The sequence below is a fragment of the Pseudoalteromonas sp. MMG033 genome, from assembly GCF_057197785.1.
In genome coordinates, this window is the sequence record NZ_CM170070.1 from 2244923 (window position 1) to 2260429 (window position 15507).

General features: G+C 41.6%; 17 protein-coding genes. 7 read left to right on the top strand and 10 right to left on the bottom strand.

Annotated features, from left to right (window positions below; all coding sequences use genetic code 11):
* Nucleotides 1–7: 7 nt before the first annotated feature.
* From cgtA to galU, 5 genes are all read left to right on the top strand, one after another.
* Nucleotides 8–1153, top strand: coding sequence for an Obg family GTPase CgtA (cgtA, locus tag AC2CZC_RS09835; protein ID WP_484584680.1), 1146 nt, complete (start codon nucleotides 8–10; stop codon nucleotides 1151–1153).
* Nucleotides 1154–1204: 51 nt separating this feature from the next.
* On the top strand, nucleotides 1205–1696 hold the full coding sequence (gene folA, locus AC2CZC_RS09840) for a type 3 dihydrofolate reductase (RefSeq protein WP_484584681.1): 492 nt from the start codon (nucleotides 1205–1207) through the stop codon (nucleotides 1694–1696).
* 78 nt (nucleotides 1697–1774) lie between these two features.
* Entirely contained in the window at nucleotides 1775–2149 is a 375-nt protein-coding gene (locus AC2CZC_RS09845) for a DUF3718 domain-containing protein (protein ID WP_237136974.1), read from the top strand.
* A gap of 225 nt (nucleotides 2150–2374) precedes the next feature.
* Nucleotides 2375–2731 (top strand): ribosome hibernation-promoting factor, HPF/YfiA family, encoded by a 357-nt coding sequence (gene hpf, locus AC2CZC_RS09850; protein WP_063361059.1) that lies wholly within the window; start codon nucleotides 2375–2377, stop codon nucleotides 2729–2731.
* 138 nt (nucleotides 2732–2869) lie between these two features.
* Nucleotides 2870–3745: a UTP--glucose-1-phosphate uridylyltransferase GalU gene (galU, locus tag AC2CZC_RS09855; protein ID WP_484584682.1), complete on the top strand. Its 876-nt coding sequence runs from the start codon at nucleotides 2870–2872 to the stop codon at nucleotides 3743–3745.
* Nucleotides 3746–3797: 52 nt separating this feature from the next.
* Here the strand turns inward: galU and AC2CZC_RS09860 are convergent, their stop codons facing one another.
* On the bottom strand, nucleotides 3798–4475 hold the full coding sequence (locus AC2CZC_RS09860; protein WP_484584683.1) for a site-specific integrase: 678 nt from the start codon (nucleotides 4473–4475) through the stop codon (nucleotides 3798–3800).
* Nucleotides 4476–4601: 126 nt separating this feature from the next.
* Nucleotides 4602–4868, bottom strand: a complete 267-nt coding sequence (locus AC2CZC_RS09865) for a ribbon-helix-helix domain-containing protein (RefSeq protein ID WP_484584684.1) — start codon at nucleotides 4866–4868, stop codon at nucleotides 4602–4604.
* A gap of 13 nt (nucleotides 4869–4881) precedes the next feature.
* Here AC2CZC_RS09865 and AC2CZC_RS09870 point away from each other — a divergent pair, with 13 nt between their 5' ends.
* Complete coding sequence (locus tag AC2CZC_RS09870; protein WP_484584685.1) at nucleotides 4882–5277, top strand: VOC family protein; 396 nt, start codon at nucleotides 4882–4884, stop codon at nucleotides 5275–5277.
* On the opposite strand, the gene recG is transcribed toward AC2CZC_RS09870, so the two are convergent.
* From recG to asnC, 3 genes are all read right to left on the bottom strand, one after another.
* A complete protein-coding gene (gene recG / locus AC2CZC_RS09875; protein WP_484584686.1) occupies nucleotides 5274–7358 on the bottom strand; it encodes an ATP-dependent DNA helicase RecG in 2085 nt (694 codons plus the stop codon). The genes AC2CZC_RS09870 and recG overlap by 4 nt on opposite strands.
* A gap of 8 nt (nucleotides 7359–7366) precedes the next feature.
* A complete protein-coding gene (gene trmH / locus AC2CZC_RS09880) occupies nucleotides 7367–8062 on the bottom strand; it encodes a tRNA (guanosine(18)-2'-O)-methyltransferase TrmH (RefSeq protein ID WP_484584687.1) in 696 nt (231 codons plus the stop codon).
* A gap of 93 nt (nucleotides 8063–8155) precedes the next feature.
* Nucleotides 8156–8614, bottom strand: a complete 459-nt coding sequence (gene asnC, locus AC2CZC_RS09885) for a transcriptional regulator AsnC (protein WP_063361053.1) — start codon at nucleotides 8612–8614, stop codon at nucleotides 8156–8158.
* Nucleotides 8615–8790: 176 nt separating this feature from the next.
* Here asnC and asnA point away from each other — a divergent pair, with 176 nt between their 5' ends.
* Nucleotides 8791–9786 carry an aspartate--ammonia ligase gene (gene asnA, locus AC2CZC_RS09890; RefSeq protein ID WP_484584688.1) on the top strand — a complete coding sequence of 332 codons (996 nt, stop codon included), beginning with the start codon at nucleotides 8791–8793 and terminating at the stop codon, nucleotides 9784–9786.
* Nucleotides 9787–9813: 27 nt separating this feature from the next.
* Here the strand turns inward: asnA and AC2CZC_RS09895 are convergent, their stop codons facing one another.
* The 5 genes from AC2CZC_RS09895 to gmk all read right to left on the bottom strand — a co-directional run bounded on the left by AC2CZC_RS09895 (nucleotide 9814) and on the right by gmk (nucleotide 15501).
* Nucleotides 9814–11424: a DUF342 domain-containing protein gene (locus tag AC2CZC_RS09895; protein WP_484584689.1), complete on the bottom strand. Its 1611-nt coding sequence runs from the start codon at nucleotides 11422–11424 to the stop codon at nucleotides 9814–9816.
* Between the two features lie 368 nt (nucleotides 11425–11792).
* Nucleotides 11793–12185: a RidA family protein gene (locus AC2CZC_RS09900; RefSeq protein WP_063366779.1), complete on the bottom strand. Its 393-nt coding sequence runs from the start codon at nucleotides 12183–12185 to the stop codon at nucleotides 11793–11795.
* 10 nt (nucleotides 12186–12195) lie between these two features.
* Nucleotides 12196–14298, bottom strand: a complete 2103-nt coding sequence (gene spoT, locus AC2CZC_RS09905) for a bifunctional GTP diphosphokinase/guanosine-3',5'-bis pyrophosphate 3'-pyrophosphohydrolase (RefSeq protein ID WP_484584690.1) — start codon at nucleotides 14296–14298, stop codon at nucleotides 12196–12198.
* A gap of 181 nt (nucleotides 14299–14479) precedes the next feature.
* On the bottom strand, nucleotides 14480–14755 hold the full coding sequence (gene rpoZ, locus AC2CZC_RS09910; RefSeq protein ID WP_063361048.1) for a DNA-directed RNA polymerase subunit omega: 276 nt from the start codon (nucleotides 14753–14755) through the stop codon (nucleotides 14480–14482).
* 122 nt (nucleotides 14756–14877) lie between these two features.
* Nucleotides 14878–15501 (bottom strand): guanylate kinase, encoded by a 624-nt coding sequence (gene gmk, locus AC2CZC_RS09915; protein ID WP_063361047.1) that lies wholly within the window; start codon nucleotides 15499–15501, stop codon nucleotides 14878–14880.
* Nucleotides 15502–15507 lie beyond the last annotated feature (6 nt).

Here is a 15507-nt window from a genome sequence, read left to right on the forward strand (position 1 = left end):
AGTAACCATGAAGTTTGTCGATGAAGTAGAGATCCGTGCTGAAGCCGGTGATGGCGGAAGCGGTGTTGTTTCGTTCCGTCGAGAGAAGTTTGTCCCAGATGGTGGTCCAGATGGCGGTGATGGCGGCGACGGCGGCAGTGTATTTTTAGAAGCCGATGAAAACCTCAATACTTTAATTGACTACCAGTTTGAGCGCTTCCATCGTGCAGAACGTGGAACAAATGGCCAAGGTCGTAACTGTACTGGTAAAAAAGGCACCGATCTAGTATTGAAAGTGCCAGTGGGTACTCGAGTTACTGATGTGGACACGCAAGAAAGCTTAGGTGATTTAACTCGTCATGGACAAAAGTTACTTGTTGCTAAAGGCGGCTATCACGGTCTAGGTAATACGCGTTTCAAATCAAGTACGAACCGAGCTCCAAGACAAAAAACATTGGGCACACCTGGCGAAGTCAGAAACCTAAAACTAGAGCTGATGCTGTTAGCTGATGTTGGGCTACTTGGTTTGCCAAACGCGGGTAAATCAACTTTTATCCGTAGTGTATCTGCGGCTAAACCAAAAGTTGCTGATTATCCATTTACGACTTTAGTTCCAAATCTTGGCGTTGTGAGACCTGAAGCAAATAAATCGTTTGTTATTGCTGATATTCCGGGACTGATCGAAGGTGCTTCAGATGGGGCTGGTTTGGGTATTCGGTTCTTAAAACATTTGGAGCGCTGTAGAGTCTTATTACACGTTGTAGATGTGATGCCAATAGATGGAACTGACCCAGTTGATAATGCATTTGCGATTATTAATGAGCTGCATCAATATAGCCCTAAGCTTGCAGAAAAGCCTCGCTGGTTGGTACTTAACAAAATTGACTTACTAGCTGAAGATGAGTTGGAAGAGGTGTGTGAACGCATCGCTCAAGAGCTTGATGCGAAAGAAGTCTACCGTATTTCTGCAGCAAATAAATTTAACACTCAGCAATTGTGTTACGATATTCAAGGCTTATTGGATACCTTACCAAGAGATAAGTTTGATGAGGAACAGCAAGAAGAAGTTGAATTCAAGTGGGATACTTATCATCGTCAGGCAACCCAAGAGAATGATGACTGGGATGACTGGGATGAAGATGACTATGATGTAGAAGTTATCTACGAAAGATAATAAAGGGCCGTTTGGCCCTTTTTTAATACAAAATTATTACTGGAGTAAATTGTGGTTATATCAATGATAGCAGCTATGGCAAAGGATCGAATAATAGGTGATGACAATAAAATGCCTTGGCATCTACCAGCAGATCTACAACACTTTAAAAAAATCACGTTAGGCAAACCTGTGATTATGGGGCGTAAGACATTTGAATCGATTGGCCGCCCTTTGCCTGGCAGAAGAAATATTGTGATTACCAGAAACGCTCAGTATCAAGCTGAAGGTATAGAAACTGCATCTTCTACTGAAGAAGCACTTGCTTTGGTAGATAAAATAGACGAAGTTATGATCATCGGAGGTGGAAATATTTACAAACAGTTTCTACCATTATGTACAAAGCTGTATTTGACATACATTGATTTGGATATTGAGGGAGATACTCGATTTCCTGATCACACCTCTTCGGGCAATTGGGTAGAAGTCGAAAGTGAAGTCCACGAGCCAGATGATAGAAATAAATATCGTTATAAGTTCGTAACTTTGAATAAAGGATTATGACTTTGTTGCTAACAGTTGTGTGTGTTGCTACAATAGTGTTTGTCCTTATGTAATAAAAAAGTGCTAGGTGAATTGGCAATGAAATTTGTACCTGTTTTGTTAAGTGTTTGTATTGGTTTGGGCGCGTTTTCTTTTAGTTCTGAGACTAAAGCAAACGATCAATTGGCTGTTACATTATGCGAGTACATCGCTGTTGATGATAAAGGTCGTGTTCGTAAAGCGTTAAAAAGTTCACGTGTAAAAGTACGTAACATTTTTGGTTCAATCCAATGTAACGGAAATAACATTCTTCGCCACGCAATTGCAAGTAATGCAGTTGAGACTGGCAAACTAATTGTTAAAGGTTTACCGAAAAGCGCGCTTTCAGACGGTGCTGATATTGCTTGGGCTGAAAGCAATGGACATGGTGCTTCACCGCTAATTGCAGAAATTAAGAAAAGAGCAGGCTTATAATTTAACACTTGTTCTTATTGTTAAAAAGCTCCCACTTTGGGGGCTTTTTTAGTATCTGTAAACCGGCCCAAATCCCACGCTCTATGAGTGCTGAATACTGCAGTTATAGTATGACCTAAATCAAATAGATAACTACATCATGACATTTTTCTTAAATCAGGCCTTGAGAATTGGATAGTCTGCTCCAATACTTATTAATAGGGTAAATAAAAAAAGGAAGATCCTATGAAGATTAATCTTTCTGGTCATCACGTTGATATGACAGATGCAGTGAAACAACATGTACAAGAAAAATTTTCTAAAATTGCCAATCATTTTCCTTCATTGTTGTCACTAGATATTATAATCAGCAAAGAACATAAAAAGTTTTATACGGAAATAAGTACAAACTATGCTGGCTCACGAATTTCTGTAAAGGGTGAAAATGACGTGATGTATCCAGCTATTGCTAATGCTGCAAAAAAATTGGATGCATCATTGAAGCATAGAAAAGGGCAGTTAAAAGCCAACAAACATGAAAAGCCGGTGAGTACGACACCGCCCATCGCACATGAAATAATACAAGAAATGAACTTGAACTGATTTATTAGGGGTCGCCAGGCCCCTTTTTTGCAATAGCAATTTGATAAGTTTTTATTTTACTTTAGACATTTCACACAATTGCTATGTAAGATAGAATTAGGTTTTACCTTAAAAAATATAATTCGATAGCGAACACATATGAAAGCAGTTATACCTGTTGCGGGTTTAGGGACTCGCATGTTGCCAGCAACAAAAGCAATCCCAAAGGAAATGTTACCGGTTGTAGATAAGCCGCTTATTCAATATATCGTCAAGGAGTGTGTATCTGCAGGTGTAAAAGAAATTGTTTTGGTAACTCACTCTTCTAAAAATGCAATTGAAAACCACTTTGACACTAGCTTTGAGTTAGAAGCTACGCTAGAAAAACGTGTGAAGAGAAAACTATTAGATGAAATCCGCTCAATTTGTCCTGAAGACGTGACAATAATGCATGTAAGACAAGGTGAAGCCAAAGGGCTTGGACATGCAGTCTTGTGTGCAAAACCAATAGTTGGGGATAATGACTTTATTGTTGTGCTTCCTGATGTCATTTTAGATGAGTACAGTGCTGATCAGAGAAGCGAAAACTTAGCTGCAATGGTTAAACGCTTCCAAGAAAATGGCAGTAGCCAAATTATGTTGGAGCCTGTGCCGCATGAAGATGTTAGCAAGTACGGTATTGCAGATATCAATGGTGTTGATTTGTCGCCAGGGCAAAGCACAGCTATTAAGTCCATGGTTGAGAAACCAGATCAAGAAAGCGCGCCATCAAACTTGGCTGTAGTTGGGCGTTATGTCCTATCTAGTAAAATTTGGCCGCTATTGAAAAAGACGCCTGTAGGTGCAGGAAGTGAGATCCAGCTTACAGATGCCATCGATATGTTAATGGAATCTGAAACGGTTGAGGCATTTCATATGAGTGGTATATCTCACGATTGTGGTGATAAGTTAGGCTACCTGAAGGCGATTGTTCAGTACGCTATGAAAGATGAAACGCTTGGTAGTGAATTCACCCAGTACATCAAATCACTATAAATGATAAAGTAAGCAGACTCCTATAGAGTCTGCTTGATACGATACTTTGCGGCTAGTGGCGTTCGGTAAACCTTTTCCAGGTTATGTTGCTGTTTAACACTCTAACGGGTTTTACGACTTTGGCTAGCAAGTCAATACTTGGTGTATCAACGACATCCCCATTTTCTTTCAAACCAAGTAAATAACTCATAGCAGAACGATTTCCCAGCTGAATCGCAGAAATATATATCTGTTGCTCAAAGTTCAACCTCAGGCTACTAATTGCAGTTTTAAGACCTTGTTGATCAATGTTTGGTAGACCGCATTTTTGCAAGTAACCTAAACGCTCACCTTCCCCAGAAAACCAGATCCGAACTTTTTCACTGTAACGATTTGACTTAGATGGTAGATCGAATAGCAGCCTATCATGTCCCGACTCTTTAACAAGTTGAATATAGTGCTCCAGCCCCGCGTGCCATAATGCACTATGGATTGGCACTACTCTAGGCTGGATCTTTCCATGTGTATGAAATTTAAAAGTGTGGATTGACTCTATGGTGTCTATGTCACTCAAAGTGAGATTACCGAGCTCATCGCTGTAAGCGCCAGTATAGTAAGCGAGTAATGGAAGCCAAAAATGCCAATGTTTAGGCTGTTCTCGTTTGAGCTTTTCGTCGCCGTAAATATAGCCATTAAACAGACTATACAGTTCCATGTGGGTAAAGGCGCGTCTGCCAAACTGAGATTTCATAAGTCAGTGCTTTAGCTATTAAATATTTGGTAGACAAGTCTATAGCGTTTAATTGTAATGTGAAAGGACTATAAAAATTATTTGTAAATCCTTCTGTAGTAGTGGGTTACTACCACAGTTATCTTTCTATTCTGTACAATTTTCTAAATAGGTAAGGCAAGATATTCGCAATAACGAAGCAAGGTTAGTTACTGTCCCGTGTCTTTCAATAGATTCTTGATACAGGGTTGAAATAAACTGAGCAAGCGTGGTGCGCTCTTGTACTGCGATTTTTTCGAGTATCCGCCAAACCTTATTTTCAAGTGCTAAGCTCGTGACAACCCCTTGTATACGAATAGACTTTTTTGTGACTTGATATAATTCAGGTGTTTGAGATGCGTAAAGTTCGCACATATAGGAAGCTCCCATGGCTAAAATGATACATTCAATGATCCGAGTACAGGATTTATCACAATCTGTGCAATTCTATCACGAACTTTTTGATTTAGAGGTAAAAAGACAGGTAGATTTTGATAGCTTTTCGCTTACTTATCTGGCTAATGAAGAGGCTAGCTTTGAGCTTGAGCTAACACATAATTATGATAACGAAAAAGCATATGAATTGGGTAATGGCTATGGTCATTTGGCTTTTAGTACTGAGGATATTAATTCAATATGGCGCATCGCAAGTTTACATAACTACGGTCCTTCAGACATTAAATCGCTGCATCATAAGGACAAATTAGTGGCGCGATTCTTTTTTGTTGCAGATCCCGATGGCTATCAAGTCGAAGTCATTGAAAGAAACGAAACGTATTTTTAAGCCATCGCGAACTCCCCTCGATTACCCATCCAGCGCAGGATCAAAGGGTCTACAGAATCTTGGTATTGATTGAGTAATGAAAATGCAAGTGCACGAATACTGGGCAGCATATGTTTATCACGAGTTAAATCTGCAATTTTTAGATCAACAAGTCCTGTTTGCTTGGTACCAAGTACTTCACCAGGCCCTCTTATTTCTAAATCTTTTTCAGCAATGATAAACCCATCATTACTATCTCTGAGTACGCCCAGCCTTTTCTGAGCTGTGTTAGACAGTGGCGCGTGATATAGCAGTAGGCAATGAGAGGCGATATCGCCACGTCCGACCCGACCTCTAAGTTGGTGCAGTTGAGCAAGTCCAAGGCGTTCTGGGTTTTCAATAATTATTAGGCTGGCGTTTGGGACATCTACGCCCACTTCTATCACGGTTGTTGCAACGAGTACATGATATGTACCAGCTTTAAAGTCTGCCATGATTTGTTGTTTTTCTTGGGCTTTCATACGGCCGTGGACGAGTGCTATTTTCAACTCTGGCAGTAATTTGGTCAGCTGTTCAGCAGTATCTTCAGCAGCTTGGCATTGCAGTACTTCAGACTCATCAATAAGTGTGCATACCCAGTAAACTTGCCTATTTTGTTCGATACATGCGCTTTTGACACGCTTTATAACTTCATCACGGCGAGTATCAGGTACTGCTACGGTTGTAATAGGTGTTCTACCTGGAGGGAGCTCATCTATGACTGACGTTTCCAAGTCTGCATACGCAGTCATAGCTAGTGTACGGGGGATAGGTGTTGCCGTCATCACCAGTTGGTGTGGATAGCAATCGCCAAATTTGCCTTTTTCTCTAAGAGATAGACGCTGATGTACACCAAATCTGTGTTGTTCATCAATAATGATAAGCGCAAGATTTGAGAATATCACCTGTTCTTGAAATAGGGCGTGTGTGCCTACGACCATTTGAGCTTGTCCAGAGGCGATTTTTTCAAGTGTTTCTTTGCGCTCTTTCCCTTTGGTCTTTCCACCCAGCCAGCATGTTTCAACGCCTAATGTAGTAAACCAGTTTGTGAAGTTGAGCGCGTGTTGCTCTGATAGGATCTCTGTAGGCGCCATCAATGCAACTTGAAAGCCTTTAGATATTGCCGTTAAAGCGCTGAGCGCTGCGACTAAGGTTTTACCTGAACCGACATCACCTTGTACTAAGCGAAGCATTGGCTCTGGTTTTTGTAAATCCTGTTTTATCTCACTGACAACTCTGCTTTGCGCATTGGTTGGCTTAAATGGAAGTTGGGCCAAAAACTCAGTTTCTAGTGGGTTACTAGGCGGCAATGCAATTGCTTTGACGGCTTGGCTTTTTTTCCTGAGCTTTAATAAGCTTAAGTTTTGTGCCAGTAGCTCTTCAAAAGCAAGACGCTGCTGTGCGGGATGCTGCCCTAATTCTAATTGGTTTAAATCAACGTCGTGTGAAGGAGAGTGTAATAACAGTAACGCTTCTTTGAGGCTTAACTGATTCGGTCTAAATTGAGCTGGCAAATGGTCTTCTATATCGTATTTTTGCAGTAATTTTACTGCTTGCTCTGCAATTGCTCGTATGCTGAGCTGCTTAAGCCCTTCAGTCGTAGGATAGACTGGGGTGAGTGTGTCACCGGCTGCGTTATTATCTTGTAGTGTATCCTTGATACTATACTCAGGGTGTGCCATTTCAAGGCCAACTCGACCACGGCGAGCTTCTCCAAAGCAGCGCATGATTTTACCAGGCTGCATGGCATTTTTTTGTGCCGCGGAGAAATTGAAAAAGCGCAGAGTGAGCCTGCCAGTACCATCGTTAATTTGGCACACAAGCATACGGCGTTTACCAAAAGTGATGTTTGCCTGCTCAACCTCTCCTTCTACACTGACGTGCATATGCGGCATCAATGTCGCGATAGAGTAGGTTTTTGCTCTATCTTCGTATCGTAATGGCAAGTGAAATAACATATCTTGAACACTTGCTATACCTAATTTAGCTAACTTCTCAGCAGCTTTAGGACCAACACCTTTTAGATCTGTAATGGGGTAATTAGCTAAATTAGGAGCAGACATGAGTTTCCTTACTTTTTACTGAATTTGAGCGTATTCCAAAATGCATCATCAGCGACAATTTCGCCATCTTCATCTAACTCAGGGTAGGGAAGGCCTTTTTCATTACAGCGGTTTGCAATAATTGGGTGGCATCCCTCAAAAAGCAGCGTGTGCTTTACTTTCGGGTCCAACATGTCTTTACGTTGGTACATACCGGCTTCCTCGCGTTGCCTTTGCGCTTCGTAGAGAATGAGCGCTGTTGCAACAGATACATTTAATGACTGCACCATGCCAGCCATTGGAATGACGATATGCTGGTCAGCATGCTCAAGCGCCCTATCGGATATACCTAAACGCTCTTGACCAACAATCACAGCAGTTGGTTTGGTGTAGTCAATTTCTCTAAAGTCGACGGCGGTATCACTTAAATTGGTAGCAAGTAACTGGATCCCTGAGTTTTGCTCTCTGATTTTAGCAACAGCTTGGTCGATATCATCATGCATTTGTGTGTCGACCCAATTTTTGCTGCCACCAGAAGTGTTGTTGGTTAAGCGTCTTTGATCTTGCGGCCATACGGCGTGAACATAGTGACAGCCAACTGCGTCAGCTGTGCGTACGATAGCGGATAGGTTATGGTGCTTGTGCACTTCATCGAGGCACACAGTCAAATCCGTTTGTCGTTGTTCCAATATTCGTTTTACGCGCTGAAAGCGATTTTCTTTCATCAAGGACTGCTCTTAAATACAATATTGTGGCTATTATACCAAAATAATTACTGTATAAGTACACACCTATTTGGTCTCAGAGCTGACAAAAGTTTATGGCTGGATTTCACGCATAATGGGTGCTTGCAAGGAGATTAAGGTCTCGGTCGATTGAATAGCCTCAATCGATTGTATTTTATTGACAAGTACATCATGTAAATGGTCCATAGATTGACTTAAAACCTTGATAAAAATACTGTAATTACCGGTTGTATAATAGGCTTCGACAACTTCCTCAAAACTTTCTAACTGCGCGATGGTATCTTGGTAATCTCTTGCGTGCTTGAGGTTAATACCGATAAAGCAACACACATCATAGCCAAGTTTTTTTGCATTGATGCAGACTTTAGTCCCTGTGATGATCCCAGCTTGCTTCATCTTTTCGACACGAACGTGAATTGTACCCGCACTCACAGCAAAACGTTTGGCCAATTCGGCATAGGGAGTTCTGGCGTCATTCATTAGTGCATGCAAAATAGATTTATCGAGATTATCGATCTGATAATTTTCCATGGTTATTGTTATCTATAATTGTTGATTCAATAAATATATACCACTTTTTTTATTGATTGAAGTTGTGTTTCAGTATTTTTGTTTTTGAATATTGAATTTTATCTAAAATTTGTTGACGATGGATATATCAGATAATTAATACACAGAATCATCAAAAATTTGGAATGGGGATCAATATGAAAGCACAATACTTAAAAACACAGCAGCAAATCGCTCGCGTAAAAAGCGTTTTTTCAGCACAGTTAACTGAGCAATTAGGTTTAGTCGAAGTACAAGCACCGATACTGGCAAAGGTAGGGGACGGTATTCAAGACAACTTAAGCGGCACAGAAAAAGCGGTATCAGTGAAAGTGAAAACGCTCGCTGATAGTGAGTTTGAAGTTGTTCATTCTTTAGCCAAATGGAAGCGTAAAACGTTGGGAGATTATGGTTTTGAGGTGGGTGAGGGTTTATACACTCACATGAAAGCACTTCGCCCAGATGAGGACCGTTTATCACCTATTCATTCAGTGTTTGTTGATCAGTGGGATTGGGAAAAAGTCATTTGCGGTGATTCACAACGTAACCTTGTTGCACTGAAAGAGACTGTTCAAACACTATATCAGTGCATCAAGCACACTGAGAAAACCATTTCTAAAGAGTTTGGTACAGACGTGTTTTTACCTGAGAAAATCACATTTGTTCATGCCGAAGAGCTAAGAGCTATGTACCCTGACTTTACAGCAAAGCAGCGGGAAAAAGCGATTGCTCAAGAATATGGCGCGGTATTTTTAATTGGTATTGGTGGTGAGCTAGGTGATGGTAAAATCCATGATGTACGCGCGCCGGACTATGACGATTGGTCAACGGCAACATGTGAAAAATACCAAGGTCTAAACGGTGATATTATTGTTTGGAACCCGGTTCTTGAAGATGTTTTTGAGATTTCATCAATGGGTATCAGAGTGTCACCTGATTCTCTGGCACACCAATTAGAGATAAGTGATGCGCAAGAGAGACTTGAATTTGATTGGCACAAAGCGCTGCTTGCAGGTGAGCTACCTCAGACCATTGGCGGTGGTATAGGTCAATCTCGTTTAGTGATGCTGTTATTGCAAAAGCAGCACATTGCGCAAGTTCAAGTTGGTGTATGGCCAGAAGCGCTTAAGCAAGATATTGAAGGCGTACTTTAATTGACTTAAGAGGGGTGGGCTCCCCCTCTAAATTTTAAATTCTATCTCTATTTGCCCATCTGCCAATTTTGCTGTGCAAGGTGGGTAACTCCGGTTGGTGGTATAGATTTTGTCAAAAATATGAATCTCAACACCGGAATGTAGTGCTGACGTTGCTTGTAGCTGTGTACCTTCAAGTAATTCATGAAGCGTATGATCCAACTCACTGAGTTTATTTTCAAGTGCTTCAGCTTGCTGACAATAATGGATTTGCGTGGCACTGATTTTGGCCATGAGCATTTTCTTTTTTTCGATATCTTTGAGTTGTTCGGCTTTTTCGACCGCTTTTTGTAAATTTTCTAATTGCTCGTCTGTGTCGCCTAAGTCGCGTATACATTGGTCGGTTTTATTGGTAATCTCGACGCCTGAATTGGCAAGGTATACCGACATCGTTGCTCCAGAAGGACTACCTATTTCGCCCGCTGTGACAGATTGCGCATCAAATACGGTTCCACCAATTAATTTACCCCGAGGATTGTCTTCTAAGCCAACGCGAACTGTTCTGAGTGCCTTGATATCACAGTGGTTTGCTTGTTTTTGAATATAGATATTACGGGCTTCTAAATAAGTGTATTGGCCGTGAACTATATTGATATTACCTTTGGCGATGAGTTTGCAGGTTAAGCTTTGATCATTGTCGCTGTGATCAAGGTGACCAATGACACCGCCGCGTACTTCGATATTTCCTTCGCTGATAATTTCACCGGACTCGACTGTGCCCATGATAGTAATGTCACCGCTGGCTTTGACTTTCATGCCGGGTTCGACGTTATGGGTGACAATTACACTGCCGCTAAATTCAATATGGCCAGATTTCACATTCACATCTGCAATGGTAAATATGTCATCGACTCGCATACCATTTTGAATATCTGAGGGGCAGCCTGCAATGGTTGAAATTAGCTCGAGTGGATTGGTTGGTGAGATTTCAGTGCCTTCACCTGCAACCAGTTGAAACGATTCTCCAGGCATTGGTGTAATGCTATCCCCTGTTACTGTGAAACCCTCTTTGCCGGGAGTAGCTGGGCGCTGGGTAATAAGTAATGTTCCAGGTGAGACACTTGAGAGCGCGCCAAAGTCTCGCATGTCTACAGTACCGTCTTCTCTTAATTTGGGCTGTTTTAAACGCTCTTTGAGTGTTAAAACGTGTGATATTAGCTTGGCTGGTAGGCCATTTTCAGGAGGACGACCTTGGGCAATAATACCGCTATGCTCTGTACCAGGAGGTGCGTCAAATTGCTTTGCGAGTAGCTTTTCTAAAAAAGCTTGCTTGTACCCTCTACAAACTCCAGCTTTAACAATTATTTTCTTAGCTTGCTCTAGACTGATAAGGCTACCGCCTTGCGCCGTTGTAATGGTGGCTGAAGCTTGCATTTTATCTTCGGAAATTGAAATTTTTAACTGCGCGTGCTTTTGCTTTGCGACTAACAGCTGCTGCTCTGCCACCTCGCTTTGAAAGTAAGCAGCTATTGAATCATGATCGACTTCACAATCGGCATAGGGAGAACACTCAAGCGCTTCGACAATGAATGCCTGACTGGGTGGTGTTGCAGAAGCAACGTCCATTAATATTTGGCCATTTTTAGTGACTTTAAACACAGACTATTCCTTATAGACCGAGCGGCTCAAAACTGAGCTCACACTTAAACTTACCCTTTGCGCTGTGATTGCAGCGCATGTGCGCTTATGAGCAATGAATTAGTTAGTATTAGTATGACAATCAAAAATTCAATAAATTCCGAGCGTCCATTTTATGTCATCATTTCTTATGATTAGGTTGACTCAAAGCATTTTATTTTTGCTGTTCGCATTATCAGCTTGCTTAATTAATATTATGTAGTCAAGCTGTTAAGATCAAAGTTGATGGGCTATTTTTAGAAGATTTTTCAATGTATGGCGTTATATATGTTGTACGCAAATGAAAAAGGCCTAATGGGTTAGGCCTTTTAGCGGGTGATAAGTCACCGTTAATTCATTGATGGTAACTCCATAATACCGTCAATTTCAATTTGTACATTTTTTGGTAACTCTTTCACACCAATAGCTGCTCTAGCAGGATAAGGTGTTTTGAAGTACTGACTCATGATTTCATTTACAGTGGCAAAATTGCTTAAGTCCGTCATGAAAATATTCACTTTCACCATATCTTGCAACTGTCCGCCTGCCGCTTCACATACTGCGGTTAAGTTTTTAAACACCTGATGTGTTTGCTCTGCAAAATCTTCAGAGATAACTTCCATTGTATCTGGCACCAGCGGGATCTGGCCCGATAGGTATACCGCAGTACCTACTTTGATTGCTTGGTTGTATGTACCGATCGCAGCAGGTGCCTGATCGGTTGAAATAATTGCTTTATTCATAATAACTTCCTTAGCGCTTTCTATATACACGCTGCACATCAGGCATAACGCGGATCTTGCGCATAATATTGGCGACGTGAATTCTATCTTTTACTGTCACGCCCAAATCAATAATATATAAATTACTTTCTTTTTCTTCTGTGGCTATCTCAACAATATTAGCTTGTGCACTGGCAACCACATTGGTTAATTTGGCAAGCGCACCTTGGTGGTTGATGATCTCTACTCTCAATGCTGCAATGTATTCTTTCTCGGGATTGTCTTCCCATTTTACAACGCAGTACTTCGCACGTTCACCTTCCCAGCCTTTGATATTACGACACTCTTGTCTATGCACCATCAAGCCTTTACCTTGACTGACATAGGCTGCAATTGCATCACCTGGCACAGGTCGGCAACACTTAGCGTAAGTCACCAGCATACCTTCAGTACCAATAATCGCAGCTTTGGCTTGTTTGGCAAGGCTTTCGAGTCCGTCATCAGCCTGAAGTAAACGTTTGGCAATTAATACACTCATGATATTGCCATTACCTATTTCCACAAGTAGCTCTAGTAGTGTATTGAGATTATGCTCTTCTAAAACACGTTCAATCTGCTCGGTTGGAATGTCATCGAGTTTTTGTTCACCCAGTGCTGAGTCAAGTAAGCGTCTGCCTAATTGAATAGACTCTTCTTGGTGCTGGCTCTTGAGGTAATTGCGAACGCCTAAACGTGCTTTACCGGTCACAATAAAGTTAAGCCAAGTCGCATTCGGGTGTGCCCCAGAGCTGGTGATAACTTCAACGGTTTGCCCAGTATCTAATGCTTTACTTAATGGATACGGTTTACGGTTTACCCTTGCTCCGACGCAAGTGTTACCCACATCGGTATGCACAGCATAGGCAAAATCAACAGCCGTTGCACCCATGGGTAGCTCAACAATGCGACCATCAGGAGTAAATACATAGATTTCTTCTGGGAAAAGTTCTGTTTTTACGTTTTCAACAAACTCAAAAGAAGAGCCTGCACTTTGCTGCAGTTCAAGTAAGCTCTGCATCCATTGACGTGCACGCTGCTGCGCTGTATGACCTGCACTGTCACCTGACTTTTTATACATCCAATGTGCAGCAACCCCTTTGTCTGCCATATGATCCATGTCATGTGTTCTAATTTGAATTTCGACAGGGATACCGTGTGGGCCGACTAGGGAGGTGTGTAGTGATTGGTAGCCATTGGTTTTCGGGACGGCGATGTAGTCTTTAAAGCGGGTTTCAATTGGCTTGTATAGGTTGTGTGCAACGCCAAGGACTCGGTAACAGGTATCGATATTATCGACATTAATGCGAAATGCATAGATATCCATGACTTCATTGAATAACAGCTCTTTATTCAGCATTTTTTTATAAATACTATATAAGTGCTTTTCACGTCCCTTAACGGAAGCGACGATCCCGCTTTCTTCTAAGCGAGACTCTATCTCCGTCTGAATATTACTGATCACTTCTTTGCGGTTACCACGCGCTTTGGCGACTTCTGACTTAAGTGCGCGGTGGCGCATCGGGTAGAGCGCTTGAAAACCTAAGTCCTCTAGCTCATTCTTGATGTCATGGATACCTAAGCGATTGGCAATTGGCGCGAATATTTCAAGCGTTTCTCTTGCAATTCTACGGCGTTTCTCAGGTCTTAAAAAACCTAATGTGCGCATATTATGTGTTCTGTCCGCAAGCTTGATAAGAATGACGCGAATATCCTGTGTCATTGCCATAATCATTTTGCGATAGTTTTCAGCTTGAAACTCTTTTTTGTCTTTAAAGTCGAGCTTATCTAATTTACTTACACCCGCAACAAGTTCGGCAACGGTTTCGCCGAAGATTTCAGCCAGATCCGCCTGACTAAAATCAGTATCTTCAATGACGTCATGCATTAATGCAGCCATGAGCGTCTCATGGTCTAACTTCATGCTGGCAAGTATCTGCGTCACTTCAACAGGGTGAGTGATATAGGGTTCACCACTTGAGCGCGTTTGCCCTTCGTGCGCTTCGCGCGCAACAACATAGGCTTTTTGCACCAATTCCACATCTTCAGGTGCTAGGTACTCTGAGATTTTTTTCTTGAGGCCTTCAAATAGATACATTCACACTCCAATGTTCCAGTGAAGTTAATAGATAGTTATTATTGAATATACGATGAATTGGCTCGGAAGCCAACGCAAAGGCGTGATGCTTTTGCAAATAATGAAAAAAAACGCCAGCTTTGAGCTGGCGTTATATCAAACTTTACTTAGACAGGGCATTTTAAGCCGTCTAGAAGTTTATTTAGCGGTTACCACCAACAATAGCTGCAACTGCTGCAAGCTCTGCTGCTTCTTGGTTTTGCTGCTCTTCACGGTCGATCACGTCAAGAGAGTCTGTTGTTACAAGACCTTCTTCGATTTCACGTAGCGCGATAACGGTTGGCTTGTCATTTTCAGCCTCAACCATAGGGTCTTTGCCACCAACAGAAATCTGACGAGCGCGACGCGCTGCAACAAGGATTAAATCGAAACGGTTACCAATTTTATCTACTGCATCTTCTACAGTTACGCGAGCCATCGAAGCACTCCAAAAAATTATACATTTAGCAAAGGGCTAGTTTACTTCAATCAGCCCTGTTCGCCAAGTGAATGGTTAAAATTTATCGCGAGTATGTCAATCTCATCCAAGATTTAACGTGTTTAATCAGCGAGTAGATCTGCGATAAGTGCTTTGTGACGAGTTTGCTGCGCTTTGATTTGCAATCTCGCTGCGACAACAATGTGCTCTAATTCACATAGCGCAGTATCAAAATTATCATTCACTATGACGTAATCAAATTCATCGTAATGGCTACTTTCTGATTTAGCTTCAGCCATTCTTGCTGCAATCACTTCTTGTGAGTCTTGGCCACGGTTATTTAAGCGCTGCTCTAATTCGCTTTGCGAAGGCGGTAAGATAAACACGGTTTTGACTTCAGGCATTAACGCTCTGACTTGCCTTGCACCCTGCCAATCTATATCTAAAAAGACATCGATGCCCTTGTTTAGCTGATCTTCAATCGCTTGCTTTGACGTACCATAGTAATTCTCAAAGACTTGCGCCCATTCAAAAAAATCACCTTTATCGATCAGAGCTTTGAATTCATCAACGGAAACAAAGTGATAATGCTCACCATTGTTTTCGCCAGGACGGGGTGAACGTGTTGTATGAGATACTGAAACTTTAATATTGGCTTGTTTGTCCAATAAAGCTTTGATCAAGCTTGATTTACCAGCCCCAGAAGGCGCAGATAAGATAAACAAGTTACCGCGAGTCATTGTCATAGTGAA

Coding starts and splice junctions, on each gene's coding strand:
- AC2CZC_RS09865 (WP_484584684.1), bottom strand. CDS start 4,868: ATGTGCGAACTTTACGCATCTCAAACACCTGAATTATATCAAGTCACA.
- rpoZ (WP_063361048.1), bottom strand. CDS start 14,755: ATGGCTCGCGTAACTGTAGAAGATGCAGTAGATAAAATTGGTAACCGT.
- recG (WP_484584686.1), bottom strand. CDS start 7,358: ATGTCTGCTCCTAATTTAGCTAATTACCCCATTACAGATCTAAAAGGT.
- AC2CZC_RS09860 (WP_484584683.1), bottom strand. CDS start 4,475: ATGAAATCTCAGTTTGGCAGACGCGCCTTTACCCACATGGAACTGTAT.
- hpf (WP_063361059.1), top strand. CDS start 2,375: ATGAAGATTAATCTTTCTGGTCATCACGTTGATATGACAGATGCAGTG.
- galU (WP_484584682.1), top strand. CDS start 2,870: ATGAAAGCAGTTATACCTGTTGCGGGTTTAGGGACTCGCATGTTGCCA.
- cgtA (WP_484584680.1), top strand. CDS start 8: ATGAAGTTTGTCGATGAAGTAGAGATCCGTGCTGAAGCCGGTGATGGC.
- AC2CZC_RS09900 (WP_063366779.1), bottom strand. CDS start 12,185: ATGAATAAAGCAATTATTTCAACCGATCAGGCACCTGCTGCGATCGGT.
- AC2CZC_RS09845 (WP_237136974.1), top strand. CDS start 1,775: ATGAAATTTGTACCTGTTTTGTTAAGTGTTTGTATTGGTTTGGGCGCG.
- AC2CZC_RS09870 (WP_484584685.1), top strand. CDS start 4,882: ATGGCTAAAATGATACATTCAATGATCCGAGTACAGGATTTATCACAA.
- trmH (WP_484584687.1), bottom strand. CDS start 8,062: ATGAAAGAAAATCGCTTTCAGCGCGTAAAACGAATATTGGAACAACGA.
- asnA (WP_484584688.1), top strand. CDS start 8,791: ATGAAAGCACAATACTTAAAAACACAGCAGCAAATCGCTCGCGTAAAA.
- spoT (WP_484584690.1), bottom strand. CDS start 14,298: ATGTATCTATTTGAAGGCCTCAAGAAAAAAATCTCAGAGTACCTAGCA.
- asnC (WP_063361053.1), bottom strand. CDS start 8,614: ATGGAAAATTATCAGATCGATAATCTCGATAAATCTATTTTGCATGCA.
- gmk (WP_063361047.1), bottom strand. CDS start 15,501: ATGACAATGACTCGCGGTAACTTGTTTATCTTATCTGCGCCTTCTGGG.